23 protein-coding genes are annotated in these 25,660 nt (G+C 70.3%); 11 read left to right on the top strand and 12 right to left on the bottom strand.

The window, feature by feature from the left end:
* The first annotated feature begins 61 nt into the window (after nt 1-61).
* Nucleotides 62-1,291 (top strand): hypothetical protein, encoded by a 1,230-nt coding sequence (locus Ahu01nite_RS12235; protein WP_203836608.1) that lies wholly within the window; start codon nt 62-64, stop codon nt 1,289-1,291.
* On the opposite strand, the gene Ahu01nite_RS12230 is transcribed toward Ahu01nite_RS12235, so the two are convergent.
* Nucleotides 1,280-2,269, bottom strand: coding sequence for a quinone oxidoreductase family protein (locus Ahu01nite_RS12230; RefSeq protein ID WP_203836607.1), 990 nt, complete (start codon nt 2,267-2,269; stop codon nt 1,280-1,282). The genes Ahu01nite_RS12235 and Ahu01nite_RS12230 overlap by 12 nt on opposite strands.
* A gap of 76 nt (nt 2,270-2,345) precedes the next feature.
* On the opposite strand from Ahu01nite_RS12230, the gene Ahu01nite_RS12225 reads away from it, so the two are divergent.
* Complete coding sequence (locus Ahu01nite_RS12225) at nt 2,346-2,765, top strand: MarR family winged helix-turn-helix transcriptional regulator (RefSeq protein WP_203836606.1); 420 nt, start codon at nt 2,346-2,348, stop codon at nt 2,763-2,765.
* A gap of 115 nt (nt 2,766-2,880) precedes the next feature.
* Here the strand turns inward: Ahu01nite_RS12225 and Ahu01nite_RS12220 are convergent, their stop codons facing one another.
* The 3 genes from Ahu01nite_RS12220 to Ahu01nite_RS12210 form a co-directional block, all read right to left on the bottom strand.
* On the bottom strand, nt 2,881-3,777 hold the full coding sequence (locus Ahu01nite_RS12220) for an ATP-grasp domain-containing protein (protein WP_203836605.1): 897 nt from the start codon (nt 3,775-3,777) through the stop codon (nt 2,881-2,883).
* Between the two features lie 5 nt (nt 3,778-3,782).
* Nucleotides 3,783-5,702: a hypothetical protein gene (locus Ahu01nite_RS12215; RefSeq protein ID WP_203836604.1), complete on the bottom strand. Its 1,920-nt coding sequence runs from the start codon at nt 5,700-5,702 to the stop codon at nt 3,783-3,785.
* A 93-nt stretch (nt 5,703-5,795) separates the two neighbouring features.
* Nucleotides 5,796-6,377, bottom strand: a complete 582-nt coding sequence (locus tag Ahu01nite_RS12210; protein WP_203836603.1) for a hypothetical protein — start codon at nt 6,375-6,377, stop codon at nt 5,796-5,798.
* Between the two features lie 91 nt (nt 6,378-6,468).
* On the opposite strand from Ahu01nite_RS12210, the gene Ahu01nite_RS12205 reads away from it, so the two are divergent.
* A complete protein-coding gene (locus Ahu01nite_RS12205) occupies nt 6,469-7,215 on the top strand; it encodes an HAD-IIA family hydrolase (RefSeq protein WP_203836602.1) in 747 nt (248 codons plus the stop codon).
* Here Ahu01nite_RS12205 and Ahu01nite_RS12200 read toward each other — a convergent pair.
* Nucleotides 7,205-7,867, bottom strand: coding sequence for a DUF305 domain-containing protein (locus tag Ahu01nite_RS12200; protein WP_203836601.1), 663 nt, complete (start codon nt 7,865-7,867; stop codon nt 7,205-7,207). The genes Ahu01nite_RS12205 and Ahu01nite_RS12200 overlap by 11 nt on opposite strands.
* Nucleotides 7,868-8,038: 171 nt before the next feature.
* Here Ahu01nite_RS12200 and Ahu01nite_RS12195 point away from each other — a divergent pair, with 171 nt between their 5' ends.
* Nucleotides 8,039-9,469 carry an LVIVD repeat-containing protein gene (locus Ahu01nite_RS12195; protein ID WP_203836600.1) on the top strand — a complete coding sequence of 477 codons (1,431 nt, stop codon included), beginning with the start codon at nt 8,039-8,041 and terminating at the stop codon, nt 9,467-9,469.
* Nucleotides 9,470-9,520: 51 nt separating this feature from the next.
* On the opposite strand, the gene Ahu01nite_RS12190 is transcribed toward Ahu01nite_RS12195, so the two are convergent.
* Nucleotides 9,521-10,330 carry a M15 family metallopeptidase gene (locus Ahu01nite_RS12190; protein ID WP_239158796.1) on the bottom strand — a complete coding sequence of 270 codons (810 nt, stop codon included), beginning with the start codon at nt 10,328-10,330 and terminating at the stop codon, nt 9,521-9,523.
* A 248-nt stretch (nt 10,331-10,578) separates the two neighbouring features.
* Here Ahu01nite_RS12190 and Ahu01nite_RS12185 point away from each other — a divergent pair, with 248 nt between their 5' ends.
* From Ahu01nite_RS12185 to Ahu01nite_RS12175, 3 genes are read left to right on the top strand one after another with little or no spacing between them, the layout of a single operon-like run.
* A complete protein-coding gene (locus Ahu01nite_RS12185; protein ID WP_203836598.1) occupies nt 10,579-10,821 on the top strand; it encodes a helix-turn-helix domain-containing protein in 243 nt (80 codons plus the stop codon).
* 8 nt (nt 10,822-10,829) lie between these two features.
* Entirely contained in the window at nt 10,830-11,918 is a 1,089-nt protein-coding gene (locus tag Ahu01nite_RS12180) for a helix-turn-helix transcriptional regulator (RefSeq protein ID WP_203836597.1), read from the top strand.
* The gene (locus Ahu01nite_RS12175) at nt 11,915-12,073 is read left to right on the top strand and encodes a hypothetical protein (RefSeq protein ID WP_203836596.1); all 159 of its coding nucleotides are present in this window, start codon (nt 11,915-11,917) and stop codon (nt 12,071-12,073) included. The genes Ahu01nite_RS12180 and Ahu01nite_RS12175 overlap by 4 nt, the downstream gene beginning before the upstream one ends.
* Here Ahu01nite_RS12175 and Ahu01nite_RS12170 read toward each other — a convergent pair.
* On the bottom strand, nt 12,060-14,252 hold the full coding sequence (locus Ahu01nite_RS12170) for a carbohydrate-binding protein (protein WP_203836595.1): 2,193 nt from the start codon (nt 14,250-14,252) through the stop codon (nt 12,060-12,062). The two genes, Ahu01nite_RS12175 and Ahu01nite_RS12170, sit on opposite strands and share 14 nt — an antisense overlap.
* A gap of 104 nt (nt 14,253-14,356) precedes the next feature.
* Between Ahu01nite_RS12170 and Ahu01nite_RS12165 the strand changes: the two genes are divergently transcribed.
* The 3 genes from Ahu01nite_RS12165 (at nt 14,357) to Ahu01nite_RS12155 (ending at nt 20,623) form a co-directional block, all read left to right on the top strand.
* The gene (locus tag Ahu01nite_RS12165; protein WP_203836594.1) at nt 14,357-17,077 is read left to right on the top strand and encodes an ABC transporter permease family protein; all 2,721 of its coding nucleotides are present in this window, start codon (nt 14,357-14,359) and stop codon (nt 17,075-17,077) included.
* Complete coding sequence (locus Ahu01nite_RS12160; RefSeq protein ID WP_203836593.1) at nt 17,074-20,001, top strand: FtsX-like permease family protein; 2,928 nt, start codon at nt 17,074-17,076, stop codon at nt 19,999-20,001. Before Ahu01nite_RS12165 ends, Ahu01nite_RS12160 begins: the two co-directional genes overlap by 4 nt.
* 124 nt (nt 20,002-20,125) lie before the next feature.
* Nucleotides 20,126-20,623: a hypothetical protein gene (locus tag Ahu01nite_RS12155; protein WP_203836592.1), complete on the top strand. Its 498-nt coding sequence runs from the start codon at nt 20,126-20,128 to the stop codon at nt 20,621-20,623.
* 8 nt (nt 20,624-20,631) lie between these two features.
* On the opposite strand, the gene Ahu01nite_RS12150 is transcribed toward Ahu01nite_RS12155, so the two are convergent.
* The 5 genes from Ahu01nite_RS12150 to Ahu01nite_RS12130 all read right to left on the bottom strand — a co-directional run bounded on the left by Ahu01nite_RS12150 (nt 20,632) and on the right by Ahu01nite_RS12130 (nt 25,038).
* Nucleotides 20,632-21,279: a response regulator gene (locus Ahu01nite_RS12150; RefSeq protein ID WP_203836591.1), complete on the bottom strand. Its 648-nt coding sequence runs from the start codon at nt 21,277-21,279 to the stop codon at nt 20,632-20,634.
* Entirely contained in the window at nt 21,276-22,517 is a 1,242-nt protein-coding gene (locus Ahu01nite_RS12145; protein ID WP_203836590.1) for a sensor histidine kinase, read from the bottom strand. Before Ahu01nite_RS12145 ends, Ahu01nite_RS12150 begins: the two co-directional genes overlap by 4 nt.
* A gap of 24 nt (nt 22,518-22,541) precedes the next feature.
* The gene (locus tag Ahu01nite_RS12140) at nt 22,542-23,354 is read right to left on the bottom strand and encodes an ABC transporter permease (RefSeq protein ID WP_203836589.1); all 813 of its coding nucleotides are present in this window, start codon (nt 23,352-23,354) and stop codon (nt 22,542-22,544) included.
* Nucleotides 23,354-24,265, bottom strand: coding sequence for an ATP-binding cassette domain-containing protein (locus Ahu01nite_RS12135; RefSeq protein WP_203836588.1), 912 nt, complete (start codon nt 24,263-24,265; stop codon nt 23,354-23,356). Before Ahu01nite_RS12135 ends, Ahu01nite_RS12140 begins: the two co-directional genes overlap by 1 nt.
* A gap of 128 nt (nt 24,266-24,393) precedes the next feature.
* Nucleotides 24,394-25,038: an NADPH-dependent FMN reductase gene (locus Ahu01nite_RS12130; protein WP_203836587.1), complete on the bottom strand. Its 645-nt coding sequence runs from the start codon at nt 25,036-25,038 to the stop codon at nt 24,394-24,396.
* A gap of 87 nt (nt 25,039-25,125) precedes the next feature.
* Here Ahu01nite_RS12130 and Ahu01nite_RS12125 point away from each other — a divergent pair, with 87 nt between their 5' ends.
* Nucleotides 25,126-25,590 (top strand): MarR family winged helix-turn-helix transcriptional regulator, encoded by a 465-nt coding sequence (locus Ahu01nite_RS12125; protein ID WP_203836586.1) that lies wholly within the window; start codon nt 25,126-25,128, stop codon nt 25,588-25,590.
* Nucleotides 25,591-25,660 lie beyond the last annotated feature (70 nt).

The following is a 25,660-nucleotide window of genomic DNA, read 5'->3' as shown; positions in this document are numbered from 1 at the left end:
GCAATTGCCATAATGTGGCAACAAGAACGACGTGAATGTCCCCCGACTCAGGGTGGTTCGCTTGTTTCTGGCAATCATGGGGTCGGGCGAGACCAGCCCGACGATGGTCAGCATTCACCGCACGATCGCCGCCCGGCTCGGCCCCGGCGCGTCCGCCGTCCTGATCGAGACGCCGTACGGGTTTCAGGAGAACGTCGCTGAGATCTCCGCCAAGGCCTGCCAGTATTTCGAGCGCAGCGTCGGGCTCCGCGTCGTCACCGCCCCCGGGCTGAGGGGGCTTGATCATGGTGGCGACGGGGACCGCGGGCTGGCGATGGTCCGCTCCGCCGACTGGTTGTTCTCCGGGCCGGGCAGCCCGACGTACGCGATGCGCTCCTGGTCCGGCTCGACCGCACAGGCCCTGCACGACCGGTTCCGGCTCGGGCAGAAGGTCACGGTGTTCGCCTCCGCGGCGGCCGCGACCCTGGGGAGATGGGCGGTCCCGGTCTACGAGGTCTACAAAACCGGTGAGCCACCGCACTGGGTCGACGGCCTTGACCTGCTGAAACACCTGGACCTGCGGGTCGCGCTCATCCCGCACTACGACAACGCCGAGGGTGGCACGCACGACACCCGCTTCTGCTACCTGGGCGAGCGGCGGTTGCGCGGGATGGAGGAGAGCCTGCCGGACGATGCCGCGATCATCGGGGTCGACGAGCACACCGCCGTTTTCCTCAACCCCGACGAGGACTCGGTGCAGGTGGTGGGTCGAGGAGTTCTCACCGTACGAAGACAGGGCCGAAACACGGTCTTCCCCGCCGGTGTCACGCTGACCCTGACCGAGCTCCGTGCCCTCGCCCACCACGGCACGATCGCCCGCGCCATCCCGAAACAGCGGACCGCCGTCGTGGAACCGCAGCCCACGGTGTCGGAGGTCGCCGCCGAGTGCGAGCACCGTTTCGACCAGGCACTGCGCCGGCGTGACGCGTCCGGGATGGTCCGCTGCATCCTCGACCTGGAGTCCACTGTGCACGCCTGGAGCTCCGACACCGAGGAGGACGACGGCGCCGGACAGGCCCGTGCCGTGCTGCGGGCGCTGGTCGTACGTCTCGGGGAGGTCGCCGCGACCGGAGTCATCGACCCCGCCGACCGGTTCCGCCCGCTGGTGCAGCCGCTCCTCGCCATCCGCTCCCAGCTCCGGGACCGCCGCGACTACCCGATCGCCGACGCCGTCCGGGACGCGCTGGCCGCCGCCGGCATCGAGCTCAGGGACGGTGCCGACGGCGTGAGCTGGTCCTTCTCACGGGATTAGCACCACCCGCTCATCGCGGGCTCCGGGGGTCTGCCAGGCCTGGGTCACTTCGGAGAGCGGGACCGTACGCGTTTTGATGCCGAAGGAACCGGCGGCGAGCTCGTCGATCAGAGCGGGCAGCTCCGCGAGGTAGCCACGGGTCGAGACCGCGCCCTGGCCGTTGCCGAGGATGCGGAAGTTGGCCGAGCGCAGGACCACTGACGGCAGCTCGATCGTCGGGCCCGCGACTGAGCCGATCTGGATCCAGTCCAGGGCCTTGCTGCGGTCCGCGCGGGCTTTGATGATCGGCGTCATGGCTTCCTGGGCCGGTTTGCCCCAGAGGTAGTCGAGGACGATGTCGACATCCTTGGCGGCCTCGGCCAGCGCGTCCGGGTCCAGGGGCAGCACGGCTCCGGCGTCGGTGCCGGCTCCGCCGCTGCTGCTGCCGGTGCTGGTCCAGCTACTGCCGTCGCTGCTGGTCCTGCTGGTGCTGCTGCTGGTGCGGCCGGCTGCGATGACCTGGCCGGCGCCGAGGTGTTTGGCGACCTGGACGGCCATGGCTCCGGCGTTGCCCGTTGCGCCGAGGACCAGGACGCTCTGGCCCTTCTGCAGGGGGACGCGCCGGCGCAGGGCCACCCAGGAGGACATCGCGGGGTTCATCGCTGCCGCGATCGTCGGGATGTGGGCGGTGGGTGGGAGTGGCACGGTGCGGCGTACATCGATGAGGGTCTGCTCTGCCATCGGACCGGGGAGGTCGTCGTCGGCGACGAAGTAGACGACGGTGCCGTCGGGGCGGCGGGCGACGCCGTCGATGCCGGGGATCAGCGGCAGGGCGCCGGTGCTCGTGTAGTGCCGGCCCGATGCGCCGGAGCGGACCCTCGGGTGCAGGCCGACCGCGAGCACGTCGACCAGCTCCACGTCGGGATCGTGCACCTGGGGGAGGTCGAACTCCTGGTAGTGCGGCGGTTCGTCGAACGAAGTGACTACGGCTGCGTGCATGGGAACCCCCTCGTTTAGTTTGTGACACCAACTAATGTAGTTGGGGTCGCAAACCAAATCAAGTATGGTGGCTGACATGTCACAGGATCTGGGGATCGTCGACGGGCTGGCGCAGCTCACTTTTCTGGTGCAGGGGGCGCTGGCCAAGCGGGCCGCCGCCCACGACCTGTCGATGACACAGGTTCGGCTGCTGGGCGTGCTGCGGGACCGGCGGCCCGGGGTCAATCAGCTGGCCGCACTGCTTGAGCTGGACAAATCGAGCATTACGGGCCTGGTGGATCGTGCGAGCGCGCGGGGGCTCGTCACCCGGGTTCCCTCGGAGCGTGACCGGCGGGCTGTGGAGGTCGTTCTCACCGATCGGGGGCGGGCGCTGGCCGAGGAGGTCGAACGCGACTTCGGCGCGGACGTCGCCGTCCTGGTCAGCGGTCTCACCGACCCCGAGCAACGCCGCCTGTCCGCCCTCGCCAGCCGAGTGATCGAAACCAGCCCTGCCTGACTCAGCCTGCCCTGAGTCAGCCCTGTCTGAGTCAGCCCTGTCTGAGTCAGCGCGGCCTGGTCTGGAGGCGGGTGGTCAGGTGGCCTGGGGAGTGGGCGGTGTGCGGAGGTGGGGGTCAGGCGGCGGCGCGGGCGAGGATGGCTTCGGCGAGGTTGGCGCATTCGGCGGGGAAGAGGGGGAGGAATTTCACCGGGGCGACGAGTTCTGCTTCGAGGAGCAGGAGGCCGCTGGGGGATGCGGGATCGATGACGTAGTCCAGGCGTACCGAAAGCGGTTCGTTGATCAGTAGAGCTCGCAGGGCCGAGTAGGTCTGGTGGATCACCCGGTCGTGCTGGGCGGTCAGGCCGGGGTAGGGCTGCGGATCGGGGTGCAGTTCGCGGATCGGCTCGTCCGGGCGCAGGAGCGGGGCCTTGGTGATCGCGTGCGAGATGCTGCCGTCCAGGGTGACCACGCCGAGCTCACGGTGGGTGTCGATGGCCGTGACGTAGGGCTGGACAATTGCCGGGCCCAGGGCGCGCAGGTGGGCGACCAGGTCGGGAAGCTGCGCGATGGTGAATTCGCGGGCGCCCAGGGCGCCACCGGATGCGATGGGTTTGGCCACCAGCGTCGGCCGGGGGGAGTCGGGCGCGGGGAAGAGCTCACGCAGCTGTGCCGGGTCGGGCTCTTCGATCAAAGTCGACGGCACCACGGGTACGCCCGCAGCAGCCAACTGGGCAAGATAGCGCTTGTCGGAGCCCAGCCGAACCGTGTCGGCAGGATTGAGCAGGCGGGTGCCGTCGTTCTCGCGCGCCTTCAGCCAGGTGGCGAACTCGTGGGGCCGGGTCCACATGCTCCACGGCGACTGCAGCATCACCGCGTCGTACGAGGTCCAGCCCACCGGTTCGCCACCGTCCCAGGTCACCGTCTTGACGGTGGCGCCGCGCGAGGTCAGTTCCGCGGCGAGCACGGCGAGGTCGTCGTCATGCCAGTGTGGCTGCGGGAACGCGCGCGAGGTGACCAGAGCGATAAGCATGCGGGTCAGCGTGCGCCCGCGATGCTCGGCCGGGCGCCGGTCGGCTGGGCCCAGGCGGGCAGCTCACGCCGGGAACGCGCGGCGCGCCCCTCAGGTGTCGGCCGGCCTTCCTGGGTGGGCCGGCCTTCCTGGGTGGGGCGGCCCTCTGGGGTGGGGCGGCCCTCTGGGGTGGGGCGGCCTTCCGGGGCCTGGCGGGCGTCCTTCGCGGCTGTCGGCTCGGTTGCTGCCGGCTCGCCCTCGGAGATGGCCTGGCTCGTCTCGGCACTGCGGACCTTGGTCACGACCCGCTGTGTCGCCTCTCCGCTGCGCTGTGTCGCCTCTCCACTTCGCGCGGCCGGCACGACCTGCGCCGCGTCCGTGCCACCGGCCTGCGCGTCGGCCCGCGCGAGCTTGGCGGCGACCGCTTCGGCCTGCGCGAGCTTGGAGGCGGCAGCTTCGGTCCGCGCGGGCTGGGCGGTGACCGCTTCGGTCTGCGCGAGGTTGGAGGCGGCTGCATCGGTCCGCGCGGGCTGGGCGGCGGTTGCTTCGGAGTGGGCGGACGGGGTGGGGTTCGAGATGGCCTGGACGAGTTGGGTGGCTTCCGAGGCAACGCGCACGAGCTGGGTGGCGTCTGCGTCGGACCGCGCGGGCCTCGAGGAAGTTTGGACGAGCTGGGTGGCGTCTGCGTCGGGGAGGGCGGGGTGCGGGGTCTTGGCGGTGGTCCGGACGAGCTGGGTGGTGTCGGAGGCGTTGCTCGGCTGCGGTGTGCCGTTGGCAGTGGGGAGCGGGGTGGTTTTGGTGGAGCGGTAGGTGCGGGGGGAGGGCTTGCGCTGGGCGGGGGCCGGGGCCATGACCGCCTGGGTGGAGGAGGCGGCCTGGGCGGTCACCATCACCGCCGTGGCCTCGGACTGCTTGGCTGCAGCTGCGGCGGCTGCGGTCGTCATGATGACCGTGGTGTCGGACTGCTTGGCTGCTGCAGCTGCGGCGGCTGCGGTCGTCATGATGACCGTGGTGTCGCTGCTGTCGGATGCCGGGCGGGGGATGGGCATGGTAGAGACCGTTTCCATCGCGTTGACGATCGGGGGCTCGACGGCGGGGCGGCTGGTGAGGGATTCGAGCAGGGAGCCGTCGCGGGAGCGCTCCGGCGCTGACTCGGTCGTCATGCGCTGGGTGGTGACGATGATGGGGGTCAGGCCGGCCTTGTCGAGGATTGCGCGGGCCTGCTCCGGGAGGGCCTCGCGGGCGGCGGCGGCCAGGGCCTGGGCCTGGTTGACCTCGTCGCGCAGGGTGCGGATGGCGGCCGTGGCGACGTCGGCGAGCTGCCAGGCGGCGTCCTCGGTGTTCAGCGCGCGCTGGTAGGTCGCGAAGCGGTGGTCGACCGTGGCGCGGGCCAGGATCAGCTCCTGCTCGACCGGCTGCAGGGTGGGGTCCCAGCCGTTGCGGTGGGTCAGTGCGTCGAGGAGTTGCTCGTCGGAGAGGTCGCCGCGGCGGTGGGCGGCCTGGGCGGCGCGGCGCAGGGCCTGCTCGCGGTCGTCGTCGGTCTCCGCGTCGCTGTCGGTGTCGGGCAGCGCGTAGGCGGTGGCGCGGCGGGCGCGCTCGAGGGCGGCGTCGGCGTCCTGCCATGACTGCCACGCGCGCTCGACACCGGCCTGGGCCTCCTGGCAGTCCTCGCGGCGGCGCTCGGCGGTGGCGGCGGCGCCGCGCGCGGCGACGGAGATCTCCTCCGCATACCGGACGACCTCCTGGGCCTCCGCGGCCCGGCGCTCCATCTCGGCACGCTTCTTCGTGGCCGAGTCGGAGAGCCACGCGCTGATCTGCCGGGGCCGCCGGACGCCACGAGGCATCGACAGACCGGCGAGCGCGACGAACGCGAGCACGATCAGGGTCAGCCAGATGAACGCGACCCGTCCACTGTTGCCACCGAGAAGCTGGAAGGCGAGATCCATGTCCTGTTCCTTTTCCACCGAGGAGCGCCGTTAATCGATGACCCCGGATTCATTCCGCTGGGCGGGACGGCACCGGGGGCCCTGCCTGAAGGATCAGGCAGCGGCGGGCGGCGCCCGTGGGCCGGCAACAACGCCGCTGACCAGGCCGATCAGGCGGGCGGCCCGGGAACGGGCTGCCGGAACGCTGAGCAGAACGAGAACAAAAGACGCGAAAATCGCGGCGAGACCCGGCCCGGTGCTGACCGATGCGGCCGCCCAGACGCCGGCAGTCGCACGCACAGGAGCGGCTGCAGCCCCGGAACCCATGGTGGGAGAGCCGGTGGGGGAATCAGAACCCGTGAAGGTGGGGACGTGCCCGGTAACGGACCGGAAGCCGGCCGATGCGAGCCCGTTGACCGACGAGAGCCCGGCAGCCGACGAGAGCCCGGTGACCAGGGACAGCCCGGTGACCGAGGCCGGCCCGCCGACCGGCGCGTGATCGGTGGCAGCGACACCGTCGGAAGCGACCAGCGGCGAGGATGCCAGGGAAGCAGCGGCAGAGGCAGCCAGCGGTGAGGCGGGCTGTGCGGCGGCGGCCACCGCGGGCGAGTGGGCGGGACCACCGAGGAGCGCGCCCAGGAAGAGGGAGGCGACAAGCGAGAGCCGCGCACGACGCAGCACGCTCTTCAGCTCCATATACGACAACCTATCCGCCGGCACCAAGGTCCCGCATCCCGTGGCTGGATATGGTGAGCGACGCAACGTCACTACCGGAGGGGGCCGGCGCGTGCGGCTGGTACTGCTTGACCTGGACGGCACCATGTACGACCGGGAGGCGCCGGTTGCGGGAGCCGCCGAGGCGGTCGAGGCTCTGCGCGCGGGTGGGTTCGCGGTGGGCTTCTTCACCAACACCGACTCGCAGTCGGCCGCGAGCATGCTGGCCCGAGCCCGCGCCCGGGGCGTTCCCGCCGCGCCGGGTGACGTGTTCACCCCGGTGACCGCGGCGCAGCGCTACCTCGGGGAGTCTGCCCGGGTGCTGCTGCTCGCCAACGCGGCGGTGCGCGGCGACCTGGCCGCGTTCTGCACGCTGACCAGCGCCGACGTCACCCACGTGATCATCGGGGATTGCCACGAGATTCTCACTTTCGACCTGCTGGACGCGGCCTTCCGCGCCGTCCGCGCCGGAGCCGAGCTGATCGCCCTGCAGCGCGGCCGCTACACCCGCAACGCGGACGGCGACCACCTCGACACGGGTGCGGTGGTGGCTGCTGTGGAATATGCCGCTGAAGTCGAGGCGCGGCTGCTCGGTAAGCCCAGCGTGGACTTCCTGCGACTCGCGGCGGGGGACGCCACCGAGGTATGGGTGGTGGGCGATGACCGGAGCACCGACATCGCGATGGCCAACGCCGGCGGCGCCCGTTCGGTGCAGGTCCGGACCGGCAAGTACGCGGATCAGTTGGGCAGGGATGATCTGCCTGTCCCGGCGTACACGATCGATTCGGTGGTTGATCTGCCGGGGTTGCTCAGCTGTTGAGGTCTGCCATCCGGGCTATCTCGCCGCCCTGCTCGATCGCCATCTCGCCCGCCATTTCGTTGAGTTGCAGGTCGGTGCCGCCGCGGAGAACGTCGTTGGCCATCTGGATCGCGCCCTGGTGATGGCTGGTCATCATGGCCACGAACCTGCGGTCGAAATCGGTGCCCTCGAGCGTGGCGAGCGTTGCCATGTCCGCCTCGCTCTGCATCCCCGGCATGGTGGCGTGGTTGTGCGAAGGGTCGCTCGCGGGTAGCCGGCGGTCCCGCAGCCAGCCCTGCATCCAGGCGATCTCCGGGGTCTGCGCCGCGCCGATCCGGGCGGCGAGCTGGGCGAGCTGCTTGTCACCGGCGCGTCCGGGTGCCAGCGCCGCCATGGTGACCGCCTGTCCATGGTGGACGATCATCATCTGGGTGAACGCGGTGTCGATCGAGTTGAACGTGGCGACGCCCGGAGCCTTGATCTTGTCGGAGTCGCTGACGCGGGCCGATTCGCCCGGCCGGCCCGGCAGGATGACGCGCTGGGGCGGTGTCGAGCTGACGGCGGGGCGCGGTGCGGCGGCGGATTCCCGGTCCTGCGAGCGCGTCGCGACGACCACGAAGATCGCCACGGCCAGAGCCATGGCCGCGGCGGCGAACTTCGCTGTCCGGTTCATCGCTTCCCACCCCGAAAGATCAAGAATTGCCCCCTCCCGAAGAAAAATAGCATTGATGTAAACAAATGTTCCCGGGACTTCACCCGGCCATTACTGTAGCGATGAAGGTGAATACGCACCGTACGTGACATCATCCTGCCCGCAGCGGTGCGTGGACCGGAAGGAGCCTTCATGAAGGACTCTGCCCCACGAGGTCGGCAGGTCAAACGGCTGGCGGTGCTCAGTGCGGCCATGATCGGCCTTGCCCTGCTCACGGCGCCCGCGAGTGCGCAGGACCCGCTCGATCCGGGTACGCCACCCGGCGTCGACGAGATCGTGAGTACGCCCAACCTCAAACAGGTCGCCTATCTGCCGAAGACCGGCCCGTTCGCGTCGACGACGAACTCCGACTGGGCCTTCAAGGGCCACTACGCATTCGGCGGCAATTACAACGGTTTCGCCGTCTATGACATCAGCAAGCCGAAGACGCCGACCGTTGCCGCTCAGGTGCTCTGCCCGGGCTCGCAGAACGACATCTCGATCAGCGGGAACCTGCTCTTCCTGGGCACCGACTCGCAGCGCACCAACGACTCGTGCGACAACGTCGCGGCGACCACGGCGCAGCCCGGCGAGCGCTGGGAGGGCATCAAGATCTTCGACATCAGCGACCCGCTCACGCCGGTCTACCTGAAGTCGATCAAGACGGACTGCGGCTCGCACACCCAGACGCTGATCCCCGGCAAGTTCGGCGACCCCAACGTCTACCTGTATGTGTCGTCGTACAACACGTCCGGGGTGGATCAGCCCAACTGCGTCCTGCCGCACGACAAGATCTCGATCGTCCAGGTGCCGAAGGCCGACCCCACGGCCGCTGCCGTGGTCGCGGCGCCGGTGCTCTTCCCGGACGGCGCGTACCCGGGCGCACCCGGTCACACCGCGACGAGCGGCTGCCACGACATCACCGCGTACCCGGACAAGAACATCGCCGCGGGTGCGTGCATGGGTGACGGGGTGCTCTTCGACATCTCGGTACGGACGGCGCCGCGGGTCATCACGACCGTACGTGACACCGTGAACTTCGCCTTCTGGCACTCGGCGACGTTCAACAACAACGCGACCAAGATCGTCTTCACGGACGAGCTCGGCGGCGGCGGCCAGGCCACCTGCAACCCGGAGATCGGGCCGAACCGGGGCGCTGACGCGGTATACGACATCGTGGGCCGCGGCAACAACCGCACGCTGGAGTTCCGCAGCTACTTCAAGATCCCGCGAACCAACACGGCGACCGAGAACTGCGTGGCCCACAACGGCTCGCTGATCCCGGTGCCTGGCCGCGACATCATGGTGCAGGCGTGGTACCAGGGCGGCATCTCGGTCTGGGACTTCACCAACTCGTCCCGGCCCAGGGAGCTGGCCTACTGGGAGCGGGGCCCGATCTCGGCGACGCAGTTCGTGAGCGGTGGTTCGTGGTCGGCGTACTGGTACAACGGCTTCATCTACTCCAACGACATCAACAAGGGTGTCGACGTACTGGAGTTGAAGGACATCCGTACCGATCTGGCCAAGCTGTTCCGGACGAACGTGTTCAACGCGCAGACGCAGAAGAACTTCCTGCTGCCGTGATCGGCTGAGTGGACCGGCCCGGAACCCCTGCACCGGGGAGCCGGGCCGGTCTCATTTGTTGGTCGGGCTGAAGTGCATGTAGTCCTTCAGCGTGTGCCAGCGCCCGCCCCAGTAGAAACCGTTGGTGGTGAAGGCCCGGACCGCACCGGCGGCATGCATCATGCCTCTTCGGTACGCCCACCGCGTCATGAACGTGACCTGGGTGCCCGAGTCGACGTAGGTCCCGCGGTACATCGGGTTCTGCACCGGGTTGACGTCGATGGCCAGCCCGTACGCGTGCTGGGAAACGGTCTTGGTCCCGCCGACCAGCCGGCAGCTGTATCCGGCCGTGACGGTGCCGTAGTCGGTTATGTAGGGCGCGTTGATCGTCATCGGGCTCATCCCCTGGATCCGGAACCGCATCCGGTAGAGCGCCAGGAAGACGCTCTGGGTCCGCGCCGCGATCGCCTTGTTGACGACGATGCTGCCGGGGTGGGCGACCCCGTAGAAGTCGATGTACGTGACCCAGACCTTGCGCAGGTCCTCCGGCGGAACCGGGCAGTTCTTCGCCGGGTCCCAGTTGACCTGTCCTGGGGTCACGGTCTCAACCCAGGAGCGCCACCCGGTGAGCGGGCTCAGCGGTTTCGCGAGGTTCAGCACGCCGTCGACGCTGGGCTGGTTGGGCTTGACGATCGCGTTCCACGCGCGCAGCTGCTTCGGGGTGATTCCGTAGAAGTCGGCGATCTTCTTGATCGTCTCGCCGGGCCGCACCACGTGGTAGGGCGGCGTCACGGCCGCCGGGGACGCGGTGCCGGCGCGGGCCGGCGCGGCTATGCCGAACGGGAGGGCGAGGACAGCGAGGAAGGCGAAGAACTTTTTCATCACGACGACCATTACGCCCCGAAAGACCATGATCAGGTGCGAATTTGGCGAAACCGGTGGCCCGGTTTCCGACATCCCCCGTCTGAATGTCGGAGCCCGGCCCACCGGTCGAAGAGCCCCTAGCCAGATTGCGCAGGGCGGCCGACGGGGTCAACGGCCGAGGGGGTGGTCGGGGGGAAATTGCGGGAAACAGAAGCGGGCGCCGGATTGCTGGACCGGCGCGGGCGGCCCGTGATTGCATCCCCACGATGTCCCAGAAACCGAAGATCAACCTGTCCGACCGCGAGCGTGCGCTGGTCGCGCTGCTGGCGCAGGGCTGCACCGACGTGTCCGCGGCCGAGCAGCTCGGCATCAGCGCACGCTCGGTGACGAACATTCTGCGTAACCTCATGGATCGCCTCGGAGTGGACAATCGCTTCCAGCTCGGACTTGCCCTCGGATTCCTCCGCAAGGCCAACGTTCCCGGTCCGTCCGTCGGAGGTGAGGGTTGACCAACACGATGAGAATCGATGGAGTGACGCGTACCCGGGTACCCCTGGGCGCCGCCGTTCCGTCCCTGGTCCGCTGGGGACTGTCCAGCGACGCTGATCTCGTCTTCCGCACCCTGACGACGTTCGGCTCGCGCACCGAGCGCACCCTCGCGGTCGAGCTCGGGCTGCCGGCCCGCCGCACCGCTGAGGCCCTAGCCGAGCTGCGCGAATGCGGCGCCGCCGTCTCCACCACGGATGTGCGTGCCGTGAGCCGGATCTGGACCGCGCGCCGCCCGGCCGCCGTCATCGACATGCTCCGCTCCCGCAACCGGCGGCAGATCGACCCGGACTCGCGAGTGCGTAGCCACCGGGAGGTCATGAACGGGTTGCGCCTCTCCGGTATCGCCGCGGCCCTGCCGTCGTCCACCGTTCCCGGTCTGCCGGGTCGCTTCGCGGAAGGCATGCGCTACCTGTCCAGCCGGGCAGCGGCCCGCACGCGTCTCGCTGAAGTCGTCGGGCAGGACATTCACGAGCTCTGGACGATGAGCCCCGATCAGTCGCCCGACGCCGAATCGGCGCGGGCCGCGGCGCCGGTGGACGCGGCGCTGCTCGACCGGGGCGTCCGGTGCCGGCTGTTGCGCCCGCCGCTCGCCGACGGTGACCGGCTGGATGTCAGCAGCCACCTGGTCAACGGCACGTCCTACCAGTGCTACGACTCCGAGGACGTGCCGCTGCGGATGCTCATGGTGGACCGGCGGGTGGCGTTGATCCCGGCCGATCCGCGTGACCTCGAGCGCGGCTACTTCGAGTTCAGCGGCCCCGCTGTCATGGACGCGCTGGCCGGCCTGTTCGACCGGCACTGGAGTTCCGCCGTCACCCGGCAGCAGGCACTTGTCGCACCGATCCAGCTCTCGGAGCGCGAGCACGCATTGATCGCCCTGCTCGCGACGGGGCACACGGATCGGACCGCCGCCGATATCCTGACGATCAGTCCTCGTTCGGTCACCAACATGCTGCGCGCGCTGATGGATCGTCTCGGCGTGGAGAACAGGTTCCAGCTCGGTCTTACCCTCGGCGCCCTGCGCGTCGTCACCCCACCGATGAACCCGGAGTCATGATGCGTTCCCGTCTGATCGTCCTTGCCGTCGCCGTCCTTGCCGTGCTGGGCATCGCTTTCCTGGCGACGACCACGTCATCTACCCCCGCCCGGGACAAGAGCCCCGTCACCGCCGTGCGCTCCGACGACCCCTGGAACTGCCTCACCTGTCTGTGAGGGGCGACAGCCGGAAGTAGTCGAGGTTGAAGCCTCCGGTCTCGCAGTGGACGGTGACGAGCTGGTCGCCCGCGGTCAGCTCGACCGTGGTGTGCAGCGACTCGTAGGAAGCCCAGCCCCCGGTCGCCGGCACGGTGAGCGTGGCAAGGGTGGTGCCGGTGGCGCCGGTCGCGTCGCGGAAGGAGACGGCATCGACGGCGTCGGAGCCGGATCCGTTGGCGGCGCGCAGTTCCAGTTCGTAGCGGCCGGGCTGCGCCACGTCGATCCGGAACTGCAGCCAGTTGCCCGCGGCGGTCCAGCCCACGTTCTTGCCGCCGCTCGCGGACGCGGTGTTCTCGACGAAGTTCGCCCCGCCGTCCGTCCAGCCGTGTTGCGCGGTGTAGGCCTCGGCTTCTACGCGTACGCCCACAGGTGCCCCGTGCGGTTCCACGGTGACGTGCACCTTGGCCTCGGCGCGCGCACGGCCGTCGGTGGCGTAGAACGTCAGGTCCTGCGATCCCGCCGCGACCGGGGTCAGTGTGACGAGCCCGGTGGCGGCGTCCACGCTCACGCCCGGGGGCAGGTCGACGGCGTAGTAGGAGAGCCGGCTGGTGCCACGCAACGAGAACGTCGTGGTTCCGTACTGCTGGGCGACGACCTCCGCGGGCGCGGTGAGGACCGGCGGGTGGCTGTGCCCGGTGGGCGGGTTCTGGGTCCAGCGATAGGTGGCGTACGCCCCGGCAGGCACCTCGGCGACGAACGACTTCCCTGCTACGACGACGCGGACGCGGGCGGCATCCGGGTTGCTGTTGCCCACCACGGCGACGTAGGAGTTGCGGTCCCGGAATACGACGTTGCTGATGCCGTGGCCGGGGGTGCCGGACTCTACGCGTACGAAATCGGGGGTCAGGTATTTGGCGAACTGGCCCATCGCATAGAGCTCGTCGCGCACCGAGAAGGTGCGGGTCGTGGTGTCGACCTTGACCAGGCGATCGGGCCACTTGGTGGTGCGGCCGACCTCTTCCCAGTCCACATTGTTGTCGCGTTTGTCGGTCCAGTGCAGCGTGCCGCCGTCCTGATCCGTGGTCTGTGCCCACATGACATACGAGCTCGCGTCGAGCCGGAAATAGTCGAGAATTGTCGCCGGGCTCAGATCGCTGGTCTCGGTCAGGTGCACGGGTTTGCCGTACTGCTCGTACGCGTCCCGCATGACCTCCGGGTCGCCCCAGTATGGGTGAAACGCTATGGCATCGGCCGCCCGCAGGGCCTTAGGGTCATCGAAGATCCGGTAGTAGTTCTTGGTCGCGGTGCTGTTCGGGTCCCGCCAGTCCCAGAAATTGAAGTCGTGCACATAGAGGTCGGTGCCAAGCCGCGCGGCGGCGAGTTCCCGCTTGATCGCGACGGAGAGTTTCTGCTGCTGGGCCACGGTGATGTCCATGGCCGGGTAGACGACGTCCATGCCCGGCTCATTGAGCAGTGTCAAAGCATCGATCCTGATTCCCTGCTTCGCGTACGCCTGCAGGTATTTGACGTAGTACCGCGCGAATACGTCGATGCAGTCGTCGCGCAGCTTGCCGGCCTGGTAGTAGGAGCTCGTGCTCCCGGGCAGCAACGCGACCTCGCCGGTGAATCGGTTGTTCGTCTTCATCCACGCCGGCGCGCTCCAGGCCGAGGCGAAGAACGTGGCCCGCGGGTTGTAACGCTGGATGAGTTTGACCGTGTCGACGATGTGCAGGTCGAGGTCGCGCTGGATGGAGAAGTGCCGCAGCGGGAAATCGTCGCTGACCCCGGCGGGGAGCTCGTCGTAGGACCAGAACGGCAGATGCTCGATGAGGTCGGGGCTGCCGATGGTGAGGCGGAAACGGTCGAGCCCGGCGCCGGTGCGCGGGTCCACGAGCAGCTGGATCGCCCGGTCCCGCTCGGCGGGTGTGAGCTTCCACAGGTTGGACACGCTCGTCTCGTCGAGCGAGAAGCCGATCCCCGAGTAGCGCTGCCGGGGCTGGCTCGGGTCCACGACAACCGTGGCGTCGGCGGCGGTGCCGCTGTCCTTGCCGAGCCAGGTCGCCGGCAGCGGCTGCCACGAGGTGTTGCCGGCCGAGTAACTGCCGAGCACCAGCTCACGGCGGTGTGCTTCGGCCGGTGCGGCAGCGGTGGCCGCGGCCAGCACGGTCACCAGGGCAACGGTCAGGGATCGCCTCACAAGGCCTCCTCATTGACATCGACAGGCATCGACATAAAAGAAGACTTACTATCCGGCGCGGTTAAGTCAAGATCTGACTTAACCGAATGGCAATGTGGAGCCCGATGAGTTCAGAGGTCTTCAACGCGATCCGAGCCCGCACTCCGCAGACCGCCGCTTTGTTGATCATCGCCGCTCTGCTCGCCGCCGTGGCCGCCGCCGGGCCGTGGTACGCCCTGACCGTCACCACCCGCGCCGCCACCACGGTGGTGGAGTCCGCGCCACCCGAGCAGCGCACCGTCACCCTGCACGGCTCGATCCCGATCAACGGTGACCCGGCCCGGGCCCTCGACGAGTTCGCCGGGGTCGCCCGGGCCGCGCTGCCCGTTCCCGGTGCACATCCGGTGCTCGGCCTGAGCCGCGACAAGCTCGTCTACCGCGCCGACTTCTGCTCGACCGCGCGACTGACCGGCTCCTGCCCGCAGCGGGCCGGCGAGGTGGCGGTCGGTGTCGCGAGTGCGCAACGGCTGAAGCTGAAGCTCGGCAGTGAGCTGACCGAGCCCGTACGCCTGCGGGTCGTCGCCATCTACGAACCGGGAAGCGACACCCTTTACACATCGGCGGCCACGTTCACGGATCCGCGCCTTGCGCAGGCCGACGTCACCTACACGGTGCCGCTGCCGGTCGCCGCCCTGCGTGGGGACGACGGGTACGACCTGCGCCCGGTCATCGCCTCGGCCGCCGCGGGCGCGAAGGTGGACAACGCCACCGGCCCCCTGCTCGACGCCGTCGACGACGAGCGGGGCACGATCCGGCGCGGCGTGCTGATCGCGCTCGGGCAGGTGCTGGTGCTCGGCTGGCTGACGGCCGGGCTCGCCGGGCGCTACACCGGGCGCGAGCGCCGGGCCGACGCGGCGTTGCTCAAGCTTCGTGGCGGCACCCGGTTCGGGGTGTTGCGCCTGGCGCTGGGCCAGCATCTGCTGCCGCTGCTCGGCGGGGCGATCGCCGGTGCGCCCCTCGGTGTGCTGGCCGCTCGGCTGCTGTCCGGCGGGGCACCCGTACGCCCGGAGCTGGGTTCTGCACTTGGTCTCGGAGCCGCCGCAGTCGGTGCGGCCATGCTGATCGCCCTGGTGGTGCTCGCGCTGGTCGACCTCGTGCTCGCGCGGGGGCCGATCGCGGTCCTGTTGCGCCGGGTGCGCGTGGGCCGCCGCGACTGGCGCGGGGACGTCGCCGACCTGGCCCTGATCGTGGTGGCCGCGGGTGCGGTGGTGCAGGCGCGTTCCGGCAGCCCGGACAGCGGCGTCGGCTCGGTCGCCCCCGCCCTGGTCGCACTTGCCGTAGGACTGGTGCTCGCCCGGCTGCTCGGCCTGGTCGCGGATCGCGCCGGCGGGGTGGCACTGCGCGCCGGGCGGCTGCGCTCCGGCCTGACCGCGGTGCAGGTCTCCCGTCAGCCCGGCACCGACCGGGTGTTCGCGCTGGCCGTCGTCGCCGTGGCGCTGGCCGCGACCACCGCCGGAGGGTTCGCCGTGGCACGCACCGATCGAGCCGGCCGTGCCGCGCAGGAGCTGGGCGCCGCCCGCGTTCTCACCGTCCAGGCCCCGACCGTGACCAGCCTGCTGTGGGCCGTCCACCGGGCCGACCCGGGCGGGAAGCAGGCGCGGGCAGCCCTGGTCGATCGGTCGGCGAGCCCGCCGCTCGTCCTGGTGGAGAACAACGGCGTCTCCGCGCCGAGCCTGCCGCTGATCACCGGAACGACGCTCAGCCTGACGGTTCGCAACGGCCGCGCGGTCCCGGCCGACCTGACCCTGCTGGTGCAGCACGAGGCCACGGGTGTCATCGCCCGTGTCCGGTTCCCCGCGGCCGCGCCGGGTGAGCACACGGTCGAAGCGGCCGTCCCGGGCTGCACCGCGACGCCGGGCTGCCGCCTGGTCCGGTGGCAGCTGACCAGCCCGTCGACCCCGGACGGTCGTCGCGTCCCCGGCACGGTCACCATCCGCGGCCTCGCCCAGCGCGGCCCGGACACCGCGATCGCGGGCGCCGCGCAGCTCGCCGACCCCACCCTGTGGCGGACCGACTTCACCGGCGTCTCGCTGGCGATCGGCACCACGGCCGCTGGGCTGTCCATGACACCCGACCCGGGCCCGAACGGGGTCTCGGGCGACTCGGTCTACGCCGCGGACAGCCGGCTTCCGCTGCCGGTCGTGCTGGCCGGTAACGCGCCGAGTGTCTGGCGGCTGGCCGACCCGGCCATCATCGGGGTCGGTACGCAGCCCCTGCCGGTCCAGGTCACCGGCACCGCGCGGAGCCTGCCCGTGGTCGGCGCGACCGGCATCCTCGCGGACCTGGACGCTGCCCGGCGGGTCGCGGGCGAGTCCGAGCTGCGGGGCGAGGCACAGGTCTGGCTCACCGCGGACGCCGATCCCGGCATAGTCACGGCGTTGAAGGCAGCCGGCGTGACGGTCCTGGGCGAGGACACCACCACGGCACGCGCCGAGCGGTACTCGCGGCAGGGGCTGGCTGCCACAGGACGGTTCGCGCTGTTCACGGTCGTGGTGGCGGTGCTGCTCGCGGCGGCGATGACCGCAGTCGCGGCCGTTGTCGACCGCGGACCTCAGACCGATCGGTTGCGCTCGCTGCGCGCGCAGGGCCTGCCGTCGCGTACGGCGATCACCATCTCGTACGCCGTCCCGGCCGCCCTCGCCGTCGTATCCGTCCTCGGTGGACTGATTGCGGCGCTGGTGGCCGTACCCGTCGCCGGTGCCGCGCCCCCGTGGCTGCCCGCGATCCCCGCAACTCTCGGGTTGTTCGGCCTGACCGCCTGGATCTCCGCCCGGAGCCGCTCATGATCGCGCTCGTCCTGTCCATGGCGTGGAGCCGGCGTGGGCAGGCGTTCACCGTGGCGCTGCTGGCGTTGCTCGGGGTCGCCGCGGTGGTTGCGGCACCCGCCTACCTGCGCGCGGCTGACCGTGCCGTGGCCGCCGGCCAGATCGCGACGGCGAGCGCCGCCGAGCGTAGCGTCGAGATGAGCACGGTCCAGCAGGACGAGCGCGACGCCGGGGTCGCGGCAGCCCCGGTCCAGGACGTGACGTTCAGCGGAGCCGGAGCGGCACTGGTCGACCTGCCCGGCTTCTCCTACGTGTACTCCGCCGAATACGCGACCATCGGCATCGAGCGCGACGAGGAGTTCCGGACCAGATTCGTCTTCCGCCAGCAGGCCTGCGAGCACCTTGTCATGCGCAGCGGCCGCTGCCTCGCCGCCGAGGGCGACCTCGTGCTCGGCGAGCACACCGCTGACCGGCTCGGCCTGCACGCCGGCGACTCGATCACCCTTTCCTACGCCGTCTACGTCAGTAACCCCGAAGTGCGCAAGTACGTGGCCCGGGGCGCTAGCAGGAAGTTCTTCGTCGCCGGCATCTACCACGTCGCGGATCCGGGGGACGCCTACTGGGGAGCGCACGGCTACTTCGCCGCGGACCCGGGTGGCTGGCCCGGAGAGCCGGCCTTCGTCGGCAACCCCACGATGGTGGCGATGGACCGCGGCAGCGTCCAGCTCTTCATCGACGGCATCGCCGGCCCGGACGCGCTGGACGTGGACAGCCTGCCCGCGTTGCGCTCGGGTCTCGCGTCGCTCCAGGACGCCACCGAGGCGGGGAACGGCGGGATCACGCTCAGCACCGGGCTGCCCGATCTGCTCGACCGGATCGACGCGGGACGCTCGTCGGCCCACCTGATCGTGCCGGTGCTGGCCGTGCCGCTGATCGTGCTCGCGTGCCTGACCATCTTCCTGGCCGTCAGCTCCGGCATGGACACCCGCCGCCCCGAACTCGCCGTGGTCGCCCTGCGCGGTGCCCGCCGGGGCCAGCGCTGGTGGCTCGCGACCGGCGAGAGCCTGGTGGCGATCGTGGCCGGGTCCGTCGCGGGCTGTTTCGCGGGTCAGCTCCTGGTCAACGCGCTCACCGCCGTACGCTTCCCCGGTCTCGGCGCGGACCCGGGACTGGCCTCCCTGAAGTACGCGCCGCTGGCCACGCTGGCCGCCGCCCTCACCGCCGGGGTCGCTGCGCAGCGCCACGTCCGTACCCCGGCCGCCACCCTGATCCGCCGCGCCGCCGGAGGAAACGGGATGGCGGGCACGATCGTCCTCGACATCGCCCTCGCCCTGCTCGCTGCCGGAGCCGGAGCGCAGCTCGCGGTCTCCGGCGGGACGCTGACCGGGGTCGGCACGTTCGCGGCGGCGCTGATCCTGATCGCCCTGTCCCGGCTCGCCGCGTGGGCGCTGCTCCCGGCCGCTTCCTGGTACGCCGCGCGCTCCCTGCGCCGTGGCAGGCTCGGCGCCGCCCTCGCCGGATACCACCTCTCCCGGCGGCCCGGCGCGGCCCGGTTGTTCGCTCTCGTCACCGCCGCCGTGGCGATCGCCGGGTATGCCGCCTGCGCCAACGGCACGGCCGCCCGTGACCGTGAGGTCCAGGCGGGCCTCGGCACCGGAGCCGACCGCGTCCTCACCGTCGCCGACGTCACCCGCCGGCAACTGCTCACCGCGGTGCGGACGGCTGACCCGTCGGGGGCGTACGCCATGGCAGCGATGTCCTTCCCGGACACGCCCGCCCTCGCCGTCGACACCACCCGCCTCGCCACCGTGCCCACCTGGCCGGCCAGCGCCCCGGACCCGAAGACTGTCGCCGCGGCCCTGCACCCGCAATCCGCCCCGCCGATCACCCTGACCGGCGCCGACGTGGTTCTCGACGTCACCGCCGAAGGCTTCCCCGCGGGCCAGAGCCCCCGGCTGAGCGTGACCTTCGACGACTCGGTGGTGACGGTCGGCAGCATGCTCCCCGGCCCGCACACCTACCGCGAACGGGTCTCGGCGTGCACCGACGGCTGCCGGCTCAGCGTCATGAAGATCGTCGGGAGCTACGGCACCCTCGACACCGCGGGCACGCTGACGGTGAAGCTCTCCGGGGTCAAGGCCCTCGGACCGTGGCGCAGCTCCGAGGGCGGCTCGGTGACCGTCGGCGCGGACAGTCTGCGGATCGGTGTGCAGGGCCTGGCGGGTCTGCCGAACGGCGTACTGGTCCGGCCCGCCGACACGCCCTACCCGCTGCCGGTCGCCGTCGCGGGCCGATCGCCCGGCCCGACCCTGCCCGGCCTCGACGGCAACACCTTCCCGATCACCCCGCGAGCCACGCTGCCGGTGATCCCGGGCCTCGGCGCCACGGGCACGCTGACCGACCTCGATTACGCCGACCGGCTGGCCGTCGACCCGGACACCACGGCCAGGGCACAGGTCTGGCTCTCGGCCTCGGCACCGGCCGACATCAAGGTAAAAATTCAGGACGCGGGTCTCGCCATCACCGCCGACATCCGGCAATCACAGGTACGCACCCAGCTCGGCAACGAGGGTCCGGCGGTCGCTCTCGAGTTCGCGCTCCTCGCGGGGATCCTGGCCGCACTGCTCGCGGCGGGCGCACTGATCCTCGGCAGCACGGTCGACCGGGCCGATCTTGCGGCGCTGCGGGTGCAGGGGTTGAGCCGGGCGGGATCGCGGGCGGTGACGCTCTGGGCGTACCCCCTGCTGGTTGTGGCCGCAGTCCTCACCGGGACCGGCATCGCCCTGCTCACGTGGCAGCTGACCGGCTGGTCCCTCCCGCTCGCGAAGTCGGCCTTCCCGCTCCCGCACTGGCCCGGACTTACGGTGGTCGCGCTGACAGCTCTCGCGGCCTGCCTGCTCCTGACCGCCACGGCCGCCCTGACCAGCAGAAGACGAAACGCCTGAGGCGGAATGGCAGGTGCATTCGGACTGCCATCGCGACTGTGAAGCTGGTCTATGAGTCCTGCGGCCAGGTTATCGTCGCAGCATTGGTTCAAGGGTGGGGTGGCGCGCGGGAAGGTGACGATCAATGCTGGTTCTGATAGCTACGGTCGTCGGAGTGATCGGTGTCCTGGCGTCCCTGGCTTTCAACGGTTGGCAGGCCACGCAGCTCCTGAAGCAACTGCGGCTGCAATGGTCCATGGCGGGATTGAGCGGTACGCATCAACCGATAGAGCTGCTCCATGGAATTCTGCGATTCTTCTACGAGGATCCCTCCTTGCGGCCATATTTCTACGAGGGTAAGGCGCTGCCTGCCGTGGGCGATCGACGGTCGCAGGTCCTGGCTGTCGGCGAGATGTTGGGGGATGTGCTCGAAGTCGGACTGTTTCACAGCAGGGAGATCGAGGCGGCAGCTAATCATGAGGATTGGCTGGATTATGCGACGTTCCTGATGGAGAACAGCCCCACTCTCGATCACCTGGCTCGCGCTCACCCGCGGTGGTACCCATTGCTGGTTCCCCTTCTTCGTGACGTGCCGAAAGACCTCAGCGGCCCCGAAGGTGTGCAGGTCGGCGCGGAGACGTGATGCGCCGCTCAGCGCGGTTCGACGAGGCCTTTGTCGTAGGCGAAGATGACGGCCTGGATGCGGTCGCGGGCCTCGATTTTGGACAGGACGCGGCCGACGTGTTTTTTCACCGTCGATTCGGTCAGGACGAAGTGCTGGGCGATCTCGGTGTTGGTCCAGCCCTGGCCGATGGCGACCAGGACCTCGAGTTCGCGTTCGCTGAGCGATTCCAGGCCTTGGCCGGCCGGTGCCGGCTTGCTTTTTGTGTACGCGTTCATCAGCCGGCGGGTGAGGCTCGGCGCGACCACGGCGTCGCCGGTTGCCACGGCTCGGATGCCGGCGAGCAGTTCGTCGGGGCGGGCGTCCTTGAGCAGGAAACCGCTGGCGCCCGCGCGGAGGCCCGCGTACACATATTCGTCCAGGTCGAAGGTGGTGAGGATGAGGACCCGGGTGCGGTCACCGGCGGCGGTGATGCGGCGGGTGGCCTCGATGCCGTCCATGCCGGGCATGCGGACGTCCATCAGCACCACGTCGGGCCGGAGCTCGGCGGTCATCCGGACGGCCTCGGCGCCGTTGCCCGCCTCACCGACCGGGTCCATGCCGGCCGTGCCCTCCAGCAGCATCCGAAAGCCCATCCGCTGCAACGGCTGGTCGTCGGCGATCAGGACGGTCGTCATCGGTCCTCCGGGGCGGGGCGGTTGTGCAGCACCACGTCGACCAGCCAGCCGCCCTGGTCGCGGGGGCCGGCGACGACCTCGCCGCCGTAGAGACCCGCGCGTTCGCGGATGCCGACCAGGCCGTGGCCCGGTTCGCCGGCCGGCCCCTGGGGGTACGCCGACCCGGTGTCCGTCACGCTGATCCGCACCGAGCCATTGTCCTCGTCGACCAGGACCGTGGCCGAGGTGTCCGTACCCGCGTGCTTGAGGGTGTTGGTCAGCGCCTCCTGGACGATGCGGTAGATCGTCAGCTGGACGCCGCCGCCGAGATCCCGCACGTCGCCGGTGGTGCGGTAACTGATCGCCGGGCCGGCCGCCCGCACCCGGGCGATCAGGTCGTCCAGGTCGGCGAGGCCGGGTTGCGGGCTGAGGCCGTCCTCGTCGGTGGGCTCGCTGCGCAGCACGCCGAGCACCCGGCGCAGCTCGCCCAGCGCCTGCCGGCCGGTCTCGCCGATCAGCCGCAGCGGCTCGCCCGAGCGTTCACCACGGCTCTCCGCGAGCACCGCCGCGCCGTCCGCGAGCCCGATCATGACCGCGAGGTTGTGCCCCACGATGTCGTGCATCTCCCGGGCCACGCGGGAGCGCTCGGTCGCGGTGGTGAGCCGGATCCGCTGGTCCCGCTCGATCTCCAGCTGCGCCGCCCGATCTTCCAGGGCGTTCAGGTACGCGCCCCGCGTGCGCACCACCAGCCCGATCGACGCCGCACCCGCCGTGGTGCCGAGCAGCAGGAACAGGCCGACCAGCGGCTCTCCGAACGGCACCAGCAGGAACACGGCGAGGCTCAGTTCGACCGCCGTGATGCCGTACGCCCAGGCGAGTGCGCGCAGCGATCCGTACGCGGCCACGCTGTAGATCGCGACGAGCAGGCTCACCCCGGTCTGGAGCCAGACGCCGAACCCGAACTGCACCAGCGAGACCGCCGCGATGGCCCCGAACGCGGCGATCGGCACCCGGCGGCGCCACCACAGCGGCAGGATCATCCCGGCGACCAGCGCGATGAGCGCCCACATCGGCAGGTCCGCCTGGTGGATGTTCTCGAACGGCCCCCGGGAGTCGGGCGACACCAGGTCATGCACGCTCGTCGCGGTGACCAGGGCCATCAGGGCGAGGTCGAGCACCCAGCGGTGGCGCTGGTCGGCGCGGCGCAGCCAGCCTTGGACGGCCAGCAGGCGGGCCTGCGCGCTCGGCGTTGTGCTCATCGGGACCATTGTCGCGGATCAGGCTCAGACGTCGGTCTTGACCAGCCGATAAGCCGCCCCCGCGAGGGCCAGGGCGACCCAGCCGGCGAAGACTGCCAGGCCCGTCCACGGTCCTAACGAACCCGACGACTCGTGCAGGGCCATGACCGCGCCGCCGGCGTTGCTGGGCAGGTAGGGCGAGATGTTGTCGGCCCACGAGTCCGGCAGCAGGCCGGTCAGACCCGGGATGATGAGCAGCAGCCCGACGAGCACCGCGATGCCACCGGCGCTGGAGCGCAGCAGCATCCCGAGCGCGACCCCGAAGACGCCGACCAGCCCGAGGTAGAGGCCCGCGCCGATCAGGCTGCGCAGCACGCCGTCGCCACCGATCCCCAGGGCGATCGCCTCGCCGCTGATCAGGGGAGAGCCGAGGACGAAGGCGAGCACCGCACCGACGGCGGTGACCAGGAACGCGACCACCCCGAAGATCAGTGTTTTCGCCCCGATCAGCGGCAGCCTCGTGGGGATCGCGGCGATGGTCGCCCGGATCAGGCCCGTGGAGTATTCGCCGGCGGCGATCAGCACGCCGAGGACGCCGACGGCGAGCGACGCGAAGGTCGAACCGGCCAGCGCCAGACCGACAGCGTTGGAGGCGTCCGTGCCGGGCGGACCGGGCGCCTCGGCCGCGCCGGGGGTGTAGGTCAGGGCGGCGATCACCCCGATCGCCACGAGCAGCAGCAGCGAGACGCCCAGCGTGATCCAGCTGGAACGCAGTGACCAGAACTTGGTCCATTCGCCGGCGACCACACCGCGGAAGGTGAGGCGGTAGCGGACCGGGGTGGCAGCGTGGGTGGCCATCAGGCGGCGACCTTTCCGTACTCGACGGCGTCCCGGGTGAGCTCCATGAACGCCTCCTCCAGGGACACGGCTCGGGAGCTCAGCTCGTACAGCGGGATGTTGTTCCGGTTGGCGATCTCCCCGACCTCGCGAGCGCTGAGCCCGGAGACCTCGAGCTCGCCGTCTGCGCTGGAGGCGACGCTGACCCCGGGGCCGGCCAGCACCTGCCGGAGCCGCTCGGCCGCATCGCTGCCCACGCGGATCCCGGCACCGATGCCGGCCTGCTGCACGAGCGCCTCGACGCTCGTGTCGGCCAGCAGTTTGCCCCGTCCGATGACCACCAGATGATCGGCGATCAGCGCGGTCTCACCCATCAGATGCGAGGAGAGCATCACCGTACGGCCCTCGGCTGCCAGCCCGGAGAGCAGGTTGCGCACCCAGAGCACCCCCTCCGGGTCCAGCCCGTTGACCGGTTCGTCGAGCATCACCACGGCCGGGTCCCCGAGCAGCGCCGCGGCGATCCCCAGGCGCTGCCCCATCCCGAGGGAGAACGCTCCGACCCGCTTGCGGGCGACAGAGGTCAGACCCGCCAGCTCGATGACCTCATCCACCCGGCGACGCGGGATACCGGTCGTCTGGGCCAGACCCCAGAGATGGCTGTACGCACTCCGCCCGGGATGCACGGACTTGGCCTCCAGCAGCGCCCCGACCTCGTGCAGCGGCGCGGAATGCTCGGCGTACCGCTTCCCGTTCACGGTCACGGACCCGCTCGTGGGCGCGTCCAAGCCGATGATCATGCGCATGGTGGTCGACTTCCCGGCGCCGTTGGGCCCGAGAAAACCGGTCACCTGCCCCGGTTTCGCGGTGAAGTCGAGCGCGTCGACGACGGTCTTCGTGCCGTACCTCTTCGTAACCTGCCGCACCTCGATCATGGTGCCGCCTCCCTCGTTCGATCCTGGGATCAACGCTAGGGAGCCGCACCGCCCGGACCTTGGTACCGCGGGAGGCAATCCGCGGAGTCAGTGGTACCCCGGTACCACTGACTCTCTCAGGGTCTTCCTCAGGCTTTTTTGAGAGCGGTGAGGGCGGCCCGGGCGCGGAGCTGGCCGGGGACGAGTTCGCCGCCGGCGCGGGCCTTGTCGAGAGCCGCGGTCCACCAGGTCAGGTCGTCGAGCATGATCTTCAGGGCGGCGCTGGTCATCGGGTTGACCGGCTGGCCCTGGTCGTCGAACGCGTCGTTGACGAACGGCAGCACGGTGGCGTTGCGCAGGGGAACGGCCTCCGTCTCGACGAACATCTGAGCCAGGTGCTCGATGGAGCGGATGCCGCCACCGATGCCGGCGCTGTAACCGACCGTGGCGACGGGCTTGTTGCGGAAGCCGAAGGACAGCCACACGCTGTCGATCGCGTTCTTCAGCACGGCCGGGACGCTGTGGTTGTACTCCGGGGTGACGATGAGGAACGCGTCCGCCTCTTTCACCTTCTTGTTCCAGGCGCGCACGAGCGGGTCGGAGTAGGTCGGGTCGGTGATGTCGCCGAGGGTGCCCGGGTGCTCACCGAAGATCGGCAGCGGCCACTCGCGCAGGTCGGCCAGCTCCACGTCGAAGCCCTCCTGGGCCTGCGCCTGGGCCAGGACCCACGGCACCACCCGGTCGGCCGCGCGGGTGGGGCGGGTGCTGCCCACGATTACCAGAAGCTTCGCCATCAGAGTTCTCCCCAGCTGGAACGACAAGTAGTTAACGCAGCATACTGTACGCGGCATTAACTGTCTGCGGCATGTAATGTATCTCCCGTGGAGGAACTCGCACACGATTGCGCCGCGGACGCCGACGGGCCTGTCGAGGACCTCGCCACCGGGTTGATCCAGCTCACCCGGCTGATCCGCGGGATCTACCGGCGCACGGCCGAGCGGCACAATTTGACCCCCGTCCAGGCGAAGCTCCTCTGCGGCCTGCTGGACGGCCCACGCGGCATGGCGGCGCTGGCACAGACGTTCGGCGTGGAGAAGGCCGCCCTCACCGGCCTCATGGACCGCACCGAGAAACTCGGCCTCGCCCAGCGCTCACCCGTCCCCGGCGACCGCCGCGCCCTCCAGGCCACCCTCACGGACGCCGGCCGCGCCGCGGCCCGGGCCTTCAACGCCGACGTCACCGCCGAAATGGGCAAACTGACCGAACACCTCGGCCCCGACACCAGCGAGCAACTCCGCACCACGGTGACCGACATCCTGGAGCGCCACCGGGCCCACTCGGCCTAGACAGGCCACCGGGCCCACTCGGCCTGGACAGGCCACCGGGCCCACTCGGCCTGGACAGGCCACCGGGCCC

The sequence above is a fragment of the Winogradskya humida genome (genome assembly GCF_016862215.1).
Taxonomy (GTDB): Bacteria; Actinomycetota; Actinomycetes; order Mycobacteriales; family Micromonosporaceae; genus Actinoplanes; species Actinoplanes humidus.
Note: the sequence above shows the minus strand (reverse complement) of the source record. Positions and strands in the feature narration are given on the sequence as shown.